Consider the following 10,561-nt stretch of genomic DNA (forward strand, 5'->3'; position numbering starts at 1 on the left):
CGTTACCCGTTACCCGTTACCAATAAGCTTAAATATAGAATACTTATAATAAGTTTAATTTTTTTTATTTTTTGCTTCACAAGCATGGGGATATTATGTATTATGCGCGCCACACCAAACAAGGTGTATGTAGTGGCGGTTGTAGCTCAGTTGGTAGAGCCCCGGATTGTGATTCCGGTTGTCGCGGGTTCGAGCCCCGTCAATCGCCCCACTATTTTCTAAGTCCTCTCAGTAATATCCAAAGTTAATTTTTTAGTTATCTCTAGTTTTCATAAAGCCAAACATAAAATAAAAAAATACGCTCTTATCTGTAGCCGCCGGTTTCCCCAGCGTTGATTTATATCGTTATTTGGTGCTTTTGATAAAAGCCTGATGCGACATGAAGTCACTGCTAAATAAATATTACAAATAATACCAGTAATAGCAGGTTTTCCCCGCACCACACAGCCCGTTGCCCGTATTTGACGCTCTAAGCGCGCTGAGAACATGTTATATTCTCAGCGCCTCATACACTTGGGTATTTGCTGCCCTTGCTTAAGTTGTTAACCTACTTTAAAAGAAAGACCTAGTGACGCTAATGCTTTAGAGTGTTTTTCAATCGCATCAGACTCTGTACCTACACTATGCGCTTGGGCTAAGTTTTCTGAAGACGCACTACTAATATTTGAAATATTACGGCTAATTTCTTGCGATACCATGCTTTGTTCTTCCGCAGCGGTTGATATTTGCGTTGCTAAATCAGAAATATCAGTAATTGCAGCATATACTTTTGAGACGATATCTTGGCTATTGCGGGTTTCTTTAACACAGCTCTCTGCCGCATTCTTACCAGCTTCCATTGTTTTTGACCAGTTGAGTAACGTAGACTGCATTTCAGATATAGAAACTTGAATTTGCTCTGTAGCGGTATGCGTTCTACTTGAGAGTGCTCGCACTTCATCAGCAACAACCGAGAACCCTCTACCATGCTCACCGGCACGCGCAGCTTCTATAGCCGCATTAAGTGCAAGTAAATTTGTTTGATCGGCAATCCCTTGTATCTCTTGCATTATGCCACCAATTTTTTCAGCCTCTGTTGCTAGCTCGCTCGCTGAACTTGCCGAGTTATCCACCTCGTTGGCGAGTAACGATACTTCACGCATGGTGCCTGACATCGCTTGCGTTGCGCTTTCGCAGTCTTGGTGAGCTTGTTGCACTCGTTGGTTAGTTACTAAAGTATTTTTTGCTACTTCATCAATTGAATGCACCATTTCCTCAACGGCAGACGACACTTGATGTAATTCAGACGCTTCTTTTTCAACACCGGCCTGCGCAGCTTCAGCACAAGTTTTGAGGGAGTCAGCACCTTTACTCAGGCTTAAAGTACCATCAATAATACGGCCAACAATGGTCGTTACTTTACCCTCAAGTAATTTAATCTGAAAATCACTATAGCTGAGGCTGTCGCTACCAGAATAAATATGCCGAGATACGCTATCTGGACCTGCTTTGGTTTTTTTGATTGTGCTTTGCGAACGAATTAACTCTTCATAAAAAATAACAAAAGGCAGAGGAACAAACAGTAAACATAACCAGAACATATAACTTGCTAACCAAGCAATTAAAGCTGCACAGCCAATAAATAGAGGAAGTTTAAATGCGGCTAATTTTTCACTTAAAGGGACAATTGATTGACCGTTGTTTAAACGTTGGTAAAGCTTTTCTGCGCGGTTTTTATATTCTGGAAGGAGTTGTTGGCGGACTGATTGATAACCTACTTTTTTACCGTTTTCGTAAATAGGGGTAACAAATGCATCAACCCAGTAATAACGCCCATTTTTACATCTATTTTTTACAGCTCCTCGCCATGCGGTATCGCTTTTTAAATTAGACCACATATCACCAAATGCCGCAGGTGGCATGTCTGGGTGGCGAACCATGTTATGGTTTTTCCCTTTTAACTCATTAATGGTATACCCTGAAACTTTACAAAAGCTATCATTTGCATAGGTGATAACCCCTCGTAAATCTGTTGTAGAAACTAACTCTTCGTCAATGCCAAACGAAACTTCCTGGTCTACCGTTGCTTGATTTCTTCTACTCATAGTGGGTGCTTCATTATTTTTTAATGGATGAATTTGCGGAATGTTAATTTATAAGTGTATAAAACACAATTATACATTTTTACTATATGTTAATAGTATTGAAACTACTGAAACTTTATTCTACTCATTTACACACCAAAAATATACATTTAAAAACATACAGTTACAAATGTTCACGCGAATTAAAAAGAATTACTCTTTCATAAAATCCTACATTTAAAAAGGATATAAGCAGAATAGCATCTAACTAAGAATAGTTTAGACCTACAAGGAGGAAGTATCCAAAAACCTCTTCTTAAAAAAGGGCAAAAAAAATGCCACCAAAATGGTGGCATTTACACACGGGGGTATTTCTACTTATAGAAATTTTTTACTTTTTGTTTACTTAAACATTTTTTAAAAAGGTAGCATTTACACCCATTTCAAGCAACTTAAAACGCTAAACGGTTAACTCATCGGAACAGTTTATAGAGTTAAACTCTAATACATACGTATTTATCTTCTAGGTATTCATCTAAACCTTGGTGACCACCCTCTCTTCCAAGGCCTGATTGTTTTACCCCACCGAACGGTGCTACAGGGTTTGATATAACCCCCTCATTTACACCTACCATGCCAAACTCTAACCCTTCGCTTACACGATAGATTTGTTTAATGTTTTGGCTATAAAAGTACGCAGCTAACCCATAAGGGACGTCATTAGCAAGCGCAAGGACTTCGCTTTCTTCATCAAATGGGATCACCGTTAATACAGGGCCAAATACTTCTTCGTGATAAATATCCATTTGTGTAGTGACATTAGTAACTATTAATGGGTTTTGAAAGCTGCCACCTAAATTGCTGTTATCACCAATTAGCGTAGCGCCTTTATCGAGAGCATCTTTAATCAGTTGTTGCACTTTCTCTTTTGCTTTGGGATAAATAAGCGGGCCTATGTCGGCATTTTCATCAAAACCGTTTGCAACGTTGAGCGCAGCGACTTTAGGTGTAATTTTTTCAAGCACTTCATTTAATATACTGCGCTGGATGAAGATACGATTTGCCGCCACACACGCTTGGCCACTATTTCTAAATTTAGCCGCCATTAAGCCATCAATAGCGTCATCAATATCGGCATTATCAAAAATAATGAACGGCGCATTGCCACCTAATTCCATTGATGTTTTTTTAATTGTCTGTGCACACTGTGATAGTAACTGCTTACCTACACCTGTAGAGCCAGTAAAGGTGAACTTACGTACCACCTCTGAGTCAGTCAACATTTTACCAACGTCTTTAGCGTTTTGTGATACCAACACATTAAATGCACCTTTTACAAAGCCAGCCTGATCAGCTAAATACGCTAAAGCAATAGCACATAGTGGTGTATGTTCAGAAGGTTTTAAAATGAAACTACAGCCAGCAGCATAAGCAGGGGCTACTTTTCGAGTTACCATAGCCACAGGAAAGTTCCATGGTGTTATACCGGCAACCACGCCAATAGGCTGTTTATAGCTGGTTAGGCGATGCTGGTTATCGGTTGCAGGGATCACATCCCCATAGCTACGTTTAGCTTGCTCAGCAAACCACTTAATAAAGCCGGCGCCATAATCTATTTCACCGAGAGATTCTTTAAGTGGTTTCCCCTGCTCTTTGGTCATAAGTGTAGCTAACGTTTGTTTATGTTTAATCACCAACTCATACCAACGCATCAAAGTTTCACTTCGCTCGGTTGCATTGGTGGCTTTTAATTTTACAAACGCGCCTTTTGCCGCATCAATAGCTGTATTTACACCTTGCTCGTCAATGTCGCTTACATCAACAATACTTTGTTCGGTGGCGGGATCATCAACGCTAAAGCGTGTGCTAGTTTGATAAAATTCACCGTTTATAAACGAGTCTGAAAAAATAAGATCACTCAAAATACACCTCCGAAATGGGTTTTGGGCCTCGGGCTTCGATAAATTACCCGCACCTCGCAGCCCGTCGCTCGTAACCTTTAAAAAGACGCGAGATAAACCCGCTGCTACTTATACAAACAAAAAAGCCGCTGTGTTAAACAGCGGCTTTTAATATAATAGTCGTTAATTAAAAACTAGTGTTCTTCATTAACGATATTGAGATTGTACTTAGGTATTTCAACCACTAAGTCTTCATCTCTAATAATTGCTTGGCAACCTAAACGTGACTCTGGTTCTAAACCCCAGGCTTTATCTAGCATGTCGTCTTCTAGGTCGTCACTTTCATCTAATGAGTCAAAACCTTCACGGATCACTAAGTGACAAGTTGTACATGCACATGACTTTTCACAGGCATGAGGAATGCTAATGCCATTTTTAAGCGCGATATCAAGTACCGTTTCGCCAGCGGGCGCTTCTATTGCAGCACCGTCAGGACACAACTCCGGATGGGGAAGAAAAACAATTTGTGGCATTCTAATCTCTCTTATATATTGTCTACTGACTGGCCTGTTAAGGCTTTTTTAATTGATGCATCCATTCTACGCGCGGCAAAATCACTACTCGCATTGTCCATTTTTTCAATGGCTGCTTTAATTTCGCTTGGCTCTTGTGCACTCTCGCGTACTTTTGCAAGTTCGTTTATTTCCACTTTTAGCGCCGCTAGTTGCTCAGGCTCAAGTAAATCGCCATCAGCTGCTAAAGAGGCTTCCATTGCTTCTATTACACGAAGCGCTTCAACTTGTTGCTCTTTAAGCATACGCGCTTGCATGTCGCCTTTAGCGTTACTCATCGACTCTTTAAGCATATTAGCAACTTGGTCGTCAGACAAACCAAACGACGGTTTTACTTGTATTTCTGCTTGAACGCCGGTTGATTTTTCCATGGCTGATACGCTTAGTAAACCATCAGCGTCTACTTTAAAGGTAACGCGAATATGCGCCGCTCCCGCCGCCATAGGTGGAATGCCTTTTAAGCTGAACTTTGCCAGCGATCGACAATCGTCAACCAGTTCACGCTCACCTTGTAATACATGCAACGACATAGCCGTTTGACCATCTTTAAACGTAGTAAATTCTTGCGCACGTGCAACTGGGATAGTGGTATTGCGTGGAATGATTTTTTCAACCAAGCCACCCATAGTCTCAAGGCCTAGCGACAACGGTAACACATCCAGCAGTAACATGTCTGAATCTGGCTTGTTACCAATTAATACGTCTGCTTGTAATGCGGCACCCAGAGCAACAACACGATCAGGGTCAATTGAAGTGAGTGGTTGTTTATCAAAAAACTCGCCAACTTGAGTACGTACCAACGGCATGCGGGTTGAACCGCCAACCATCACCACTTGTAATACTTCTTGGTTTTCAATACCGGCATCTTTTACTGCACGACGACATGAGCGGAGCGTTTTTTTAACCAGTGGCATAGCCAGCTCGTTAAACTTCTCTCGCGTTACTTCAACCATGTATTTTTCATCGTCAAACTCAAGGCCAACATTCACTTTTTCGTATTGGCTGAGTGCTTCTTTACAGGCTTTGGCTTTGTTAATGAATAAACGTAATACCGAAGGAGATAAGCCCGTCACGCCAGTTTCTTGTTTTAAGTAATCAACTAATAATGAGTCAAAGTCGTCGCCGCCTAGGCTTGAATCGCCACCAGTGGCCAATACTTCAAACACGCCTTTATTTAAACGCAGTATAGAAATATCAAATGTTCCGCCACCTAAGTCATAAACAGCAATTATGCCTTCCTGGCCTGAGTCTAAACCATAAGCAACGGCAGCCGCGGTTGGCTCGTTTAATAAACGCAGTACATTAATGCCGGCAAGTTCAGCCGCATCTTTAGTGCTTTGGCGTTGTGCATCATCAAAATAGGCTGGTACGGTAATAACTGCGCCTAAAATATCTTGATTACCAAAGCTTTGTTCTGCACGTGCTTTTAGGGCACCTAAAATATGGCTTGATGCTTTTACTGGGCTGATTTCCCCGGCTTCAGTTGCTATCGCAAGTGCGCCGTTATCATCGCAAAATTGATAAGGCAGTTGGCCATAGCTTTGTTCTATTTCGGCTTGGGTTTTACCTAAAAAGCGCTTAACTGAAATAAGTGTATTAACCGGATCGAGTGTAGCTGCTTGCATCGCGTCTGCACCCACGGTTATGCCACCAGCTTGGTAACGCACTACAGACGGCAACATTGCTTCGCCTGACTCATCTGTAATAGTACGAGCTTCGCCGCTTTGTACGGTTGCTACTAATGAATTCGTGGTACCTAAGTCAATTCCAATTGCTAATTTATGTTCATGTGGTGCCGCGCTCTGCCCCGGCTCAGCAATTTGCAATAATGCCATAATGCTCTTTAAACTCGTGTTGCTCGCTTTGCAGCAAGTGAATTAATCGTCAAATAAACTGTCTTCAATGCGTTCAAGTTCGTCGCGTAACTTATAAACAAACTTTAGCTTACGGATACTGTCTGCTGCTTGTTGATATTGCTGCTCATCGTTACTTGCTAACTGCTCTGCCAATTGCGCACTGTATTGCTGATCAAGCTGTTTGATTTGTTTTTCAAAATGGGCAATAGCAGAATCAGGATCGCTTGCGGTCGCTAACTCTTCAAGCTCTTCGCGAAGCTCCATTTGCTGCATTAAAAACATAGGATCTTGCAATGTTTGCTGCTCAGCACGAATATCAACGCCCAGCTCGCTCAGCATATATTCTGCACGTTTAACGGGATGCTTAAGTGTTTGCAGTGCATCATTAATTTCGGCAGTACTTTGTACGGCCATTAATTTATCACGACTGCTAGCGTTAGCATGGCGATCAGGGTGAACAGCACGTTGAAGTTCTAAGTAGTGCTTGTTAATCGTTGCTAAATCAATATTGTAGTCAACGGGAATTGCAAATAACTCAAAATAACGCATAACTTCTCACAAATGACAAAGCCCTACATTAATTGGCAGGGCTTAGTTATACCCAAGTAGCTTAGGTATTCAAAACAAGTTTGAGCTTAAACGGTAAAGCTTTCGCCACAACCACACTCATCAGCTTGATTAGGGTTGTTAAATTTAAACCCTTCATTTAAGCCTTCTTTTGTGTAGTCGAGCTCAGTGCCGTCGATATAAACTAAGCTTTTAGCGTCGACAATTAAGGTAACGCCTTTAGCCGCAAATGTTTCATCGTCATCGTTTAGCTCATCAACAAACTCTAATACATAAGCAAGACCTGAACAGCCCGTCGTTTTAATGCCAACTCGCAGGCCTATGCCTTTACCACGGTTTGCTAAAAATGATTGTACGCGGTTTGCTGCCGCATCTGTCAATGTCACTGCCATGAATATCTCTTAGTTTGTATGTTTGCTTTTGTAATCTGCAATTGCTGCTTGAATTGCATCTTCGGCTAAAATTGAACAGTGAATTTTCACTGGTGGTAATTCTAGCTCTGCGCTGATATCAGTATTTTTGATAGTAGACGCTTCGTCTAATGTTTTGCCTTTAACCCACTCTGTTACCAGTGAAGATGAAGCAATTGCACTACCACAGCCGTACGTTTTGAATTTTGCATCTTCAATCACGCCTTCTGCAGAAACTTTAATTTGCAGCTTCATTACGTCACCACATGCTGGTGCGCCTACCATACCCGTTGCCACTGACGGATCGTTTTTATCTAGAGCACCTACGTTACGTGGGTTTTCTACGTGGTCGATTACTTTATCACTGTAAGCCATAATTCTATCCTCACTACCTGCTAGGTATGGGCTCCACTAATTAGTGGTGCGCCCATTCAACTGAATCTAAATCAACACCTTCTTGGTGCATTTCCCAAAGAGGAGACATTTCACGTAAACGGCCAATCGAGTTTTTCATTAGCTCAACGGTGTAATCAATCTCTTCTTCTGTGGTAAAACGGCCAATACTAAAACGAATTGAACTATGTGCTAATTCGTCGTTGCGGCCTAATGCACGTAATACGTAAGAAGGTTCTAAACTTGCAGATGTACAGGCTGAACCTGACGATACCGCAATATCTTTAACGGCCATTAGTAACGACTCACCTTCAACAAAGTTAAAGCTGATATTAACAATACCAGGTACTGATTGGTCTTGTGTGCCGTTAAAGTACACTTCGTCCATATCTGTTAAAATGCCGTCGATTAGGCGTTTACGTAACGCACTGATGTGTGCGTGATCTTTTTCAAAATCTTGTTTTGCAATTCTAAATGCTGCGCCCATACCTACTAACTGATGGGTTGCTAATGTACCAGAACGCATACCACGTTCATGGCCGCCACCGTGCATTTGTGCTTCTAAACGGGCACGTGGTTTACGGCGAACATACAAAGCACCTACGCCTTTAGGGCCGTATACTTTGTGCGCCGAGAATGACATGAAATCTACTTTGGTTTGTTGCACATCGATTAAAACTTTACCTGCGCTTTGTGCTGCATCTACGTGGAACATAATTTTACGTTCGCGACACATTTCACCAATAGTGTTGATGTCTTGGATTACACCTAGCTCGTTATTTACATGCATAATACTTACAAGCACAGTGTCGTCACGCATCGTATCTGCTAATTTTTGCAGATCAAGTAGGCCGTTTTCTTCAACGTCCATATAAGTTACTTCAAACCCTTGACGCTCAAGCTCACGACATGTGTCGATAACTGCTTTGTGTTCAGTTTTAGCGGTAATAACATGCTTACCTTTTTTCTTGTAAAACTGAGCTGCACCTTTAATAGCAAGGTTATTTGATTCTGTTGCACCCGATGTGAATACAATTTCACGTGGGTCTGCATTAATTAAATCGGCAATGTCAGTACGTGCTTGGTCAACGACTTCTTCAGCTTGCCAACCAAAACGGTGTGAACGCGATGCTGGATTACCAAAATTACCGTCCATAGTCAGGCACTGCATCATTTCTTTGGCAACTCGTTCGTCAACGGGCGTAGTTGCTGCGTAATCTAAATAAATCGGTAACTTCATTTCTCTCTCCGCTGCAGGTCAACCTTAAAGTTGACAGCTTACTTGCATATTTTCCAACTGCTTAATTGCATCATTAACGCTGTTTTCTTGGCGAAGAGCGACCGCTTTAACGTCCGACTTTTCAACCAGTTCAGCTAAGGTAATATTATTTAAAAATTCTTCAATTCGTGCGCTTAAGTCTGACCACAATGTATGGGTTAAACAACGCATGCCACTTTGACAACCAGTATTGCTTCGCTGACACCGTGTAGCGTCAACAGATTCATCTACCGCATTGATAACATCGCCAACTGAAATTACATCGGCCTCACGTCCTAGTAAATAGCCCCCACCAGGACCTCGAACAGAACTCACTAGCCCATTTTTACGTAAACGGGCAAATAACTGCTCAAGATAAGACAAAGAAATTTCTTGGCGCTGCGAAATATCTGCAAGCGCTACAGGGCCTATATTTGCATGTAGTGCAACATCCAGCATGGCTGTAACGGCATATCTGCCTTTTGATGTTAACTTCATAACGCCCCCCGCACAAAAGAGTGCAAATTTTAATTACCAGAGTAGATTAGTCAAGTATTATCCTGATTGGCTAGCCTCAAACGGCAACCGATAAACTTGTAATACCCGACTGTTTTGGTCAAGTATTGGGTCTATTGTAATTACCTGAGTAATTTAGTCAAGTATTAGTGGAGTAATAAAGGGCGCTATTTATAACTAATTGCTATTTTATAGACTTATTAATTGAGGTAAGAATACCTCGTAATATGTTCATTTCAGCATCTTCAGGGCGAGCACGATTAAACAAGCGACGTAGCTTAGTCATTACCATGCCTGGGTGCTGCTTAATGATGAAGCCTGTTTTAAACAAGGTGTCTTCAAGGTGTTCGTAAAACAGCTCTGTTTGTTTAGACGATGGATATAGGGTGTCGTCTTCTTCTTGTTCCGCTTTAGGCTGTTGATTTAAAAATGCCATACGCGTTTCATAACATAAGGTTTGTACTGCCATCGCTAAATTTAGCGAGCTGTATTCTGGGTTAGCAGGAATACATACATGGTAATTACACAGTTGTAATTCTTCGTTTGTTAAGCCACTGTTTTCACGACCAAATACAAGTGCTACAGGGCCATTTACAGCTTCGCCAACAAGCTTTTCACCACATTCACGCGGCTCAACCATAGGCCACGATAATGTACGCGAGCGAGCACTAGTACCGATAGTTAATGCACAATCAGCAATGGCATCGGCAACCGTATCAACAACAACAGCATTACCAAGTACATCTGTAGCACCTGCAGCCAGTGCGCTGGCATGGCTATCTATTTCACAGGCAGGATCTACAAGGTATAACTTTGATAATCCCATGGTTTTCATGGCACGTGCCGCAGAACCAATATTGCCAGAATGTGATGTGTTTACTAAAACGATGCGAATATCATCTAAGATCATTACAGTGCTACTTATCGAGTACAAAAAAATTGCGCAAATTCTAGCATGAAAACGCGCTGAGATCCTATATTCAATAGTCGAGATCTTAAAGATCAGTTCGGGGTTCGGGGTTCGG

10 protein-coding genes and 1 tRNA gene are annotated in these 10,561 nt (G+C 41.7%); 1 reads left to right on the forward strand and 10 read right to left on the reverse strand.

Translation table 11 applies throughout. From position 1 onward, the window contains the following. Positions 1 to 135: 135 nt before the first annotated feature. Positions 136 to 211, forward strand: a tRNA-His gene (locus tag CWB77_RS17390). Between the two features lie 331 nt (positions 212 to 542). Here CWB77_RS17390 and CWB77_RS17395 read toward each other — a convergent pair. From CWB77_RS17395 to trmJ, 10 genes are all read right to left on the reverse strand, one after another. Then, positions 543 to 2,084, reverse strand: a complete 1,542-nt coding sequence (locus tag CWB77_RS17395; RefSeq protein WP_138623795.1) for a methyl-accepting chemotaxis protein — start codon at positions 2,082 to 2,084, stop codon at positions 543 to 545. A 473-nt stretch (positions 2,085 to 2,557) separates the two neighbouring features. Continuing rightward, positions 2,558 to 3,985 carry an NAD-dependent succinate-semialdehyde dehydrogenase gene (locus tag CWB77_RS17400; RefSeq protein WP_138623797.1) on the reverse strand — a complete coding sequence of 476 codons (1,428 nt, stop codon included), beginning with the start codon at positions 3,983 to 3,985 and terminating at the stop codon, positions 2,558 to 2,560. 173 nt (positions 3,986 to 4,158) lie between these two features. Continuing rightward, positions 4,159 to 4,497 (reverse strand): ISC system 2Fe-2S type ferredoxin, encoded by a 339-nt coding sequence (gene fdx, locus CWB77_RS17405; protein WP_008113929.1) that lies wholly within the window; start codon positions 4,495 to 4,497, stop codon positions 4,159 to 4,161. 11 nt (positions 4,498 to 4,508) lie between these two features. After that, complete coding sequence (gene hscA / locus CWB77_RS17410; protein WP_055013455.1) at positions 4,509 to 6,371, reverse strand: Fe-S protein assembly chaperone HscA; 1,863 nt, start codon at positions 6,369 to 6,371, stop codon at positions 4,509 to 4,511. 42 nt (positions 6,372 to 6,413) lie between these two features. After that, positions 6,414 to 6,941 carry a co-chaperone HscB gene (hscB, locus tag CWB77_RS17415; protein ID WP_138623799.1) on the reverse strand — a complete coding sequence of 176 codons (528 nt, stop codon included), beginning with the start codon at positions 6,939 to 6,941 and terminating at the stop codon, positions 6,414 to 6,416. Between the two features lie 86 nt (positions 6,942 to 7,027). After that, entirely contained in the window at positions 7,028 to 7,351 is a 324-nt protein-coding gene (iscA, locus tag CWB77_RS17420) for an iron-sulfur cluster assembly protein IscA (RefSeq protein ID WP_008113924.1), read from the reverse strand. Positions 7,352 to 7,360: 9 nt separating this feature from the next. Beyond that, a complete protein-coding gene (gene iscU, locus CWB77_RS17425) occupies positions 7,361 to 7,744 on the reverse strand; it encodes a Fe-S cluster assembly scaffold IscU (protein WP_054202356.1) in 384 nt (127 codons plus the stop codon). 40 nt (positions 7,745 to 7,784) lie between these two features. Beyond that, positions 7,785 to 9,002 (reverse strand): IscS subfamily cysteine desulfurase, encoded by a 1,218-nt coding sequence (locus CWB77_RS17430; RefSeq protein WP_008113922.1) that lies wholly within the window; start codon positions 9,000 to 9,002, stop codon positions 7,785 to 7,787. A 24-nt stretch (positions 9,003 to 9,026) separates the two neighbouring features. Further along, positions 9,027 to 9,518 carry a Fe-S cluster assembly transcriptional regulator IscR gene (gene iscR, locus CWB77_RS17435; protein ID WP_138623801.1) on the reverse strand — a complete coding sequence of 164 codons (492 nt, stop codon included), beginning with the start codon at positions 9,516 to 9,518 and terminating at the stop codon, positions 9,027 to 9,029. A 202-nt stretch (positions 9,519 to 9,720) separates the two neighbouring features. Beyond that, a complete protein-coding gene (gene trmJ, locus CWB77_RS17440) occupies positions 9,721 to 10,446 on the reverse strand; it encodes a tRNA (cytosine(32)/uridine(32)-2'-O)-methyltransferase TrmJ (protein ID WP_138623803.1) in 726 nt (241 codons plus the stop codon). Between the last annotated feature and the right edge of the window lie 115 nt (positions 10,447 to 10,561).

Source organism: Pseudoalteromonas sp. S1610, from assembly GCF_005887465.1.
GTDB lineage: Bacteria > Pseudomonadota > Gammaproteobacteria > Enterobacterales > Alteromonadaceae > Pseudoalteromonas > Pseudoalteromonas undina.

Excerpts from the sequence above, each read along its gene's own strand:
- iscR (WP_138623801.1), bottom strand. The coding sequence starts at position 9,518 with ATGAAGTTAACATCAAAAGGCAGATATGCCGTTACAGCCATGCTGGAT.
- trmJ (WP_138623803.1), bottom strand. The coding sequence starts at position 10,446 with ATGATCTTAGATGATATTCGCATCGTTTTAGTAAACACATCACATTCT.
- CWB77_RS17395 (WP_138623795.1), bottom strand. The coding sequence starts at position 2,084 with ATGAGTAGAAGAAATCAAGCAACGGTAGACCAGGAAGTTTCGTTTGGC.
- fdx (WP_008113929.1), bottom strand. The coding sequence starts at position 4,497 with ATGCCACAAATTGTTTTTCTTCCCCATCCGGAGTTGTGTCCTGACGGT.
- CWB77_RS17430 (WP_008113922.1), bottom strand. The coding sequence starts at position 9,002 with ATGAAGTTACCGATTTATTTAGATTACGCAGCAACTACGCCCGTTGAC.
- hscA (WP_055013455.1), bottom strand. The coding sequence starts at position 6,371 with ATGGCATTATTGCAAATTGCTGAGCCGGGGCAGAGCGCGGCACCACAT.
- iscA (WP_008113924.1), bottom strand. The coding sequence starts at position 7,351 with ATGGCAGTGACATTGACAGATGCGGCAGCAAACCGCGTACAATCATTT.
- iscU (WP_054202356.1), bottom strand. The coding sequence starts at position 7,744 with ATGGCTTACAGTGATAAAGTAATCGACCACGTAGAAAACCCACGTAAC.
- hscB (WP_138623799.1), bottom strand. The coding sequence starts at position 6,941 with ATGCGTTATTTTGAGTTATTTGCAATTCCCGTTGACTACAATATTGAT.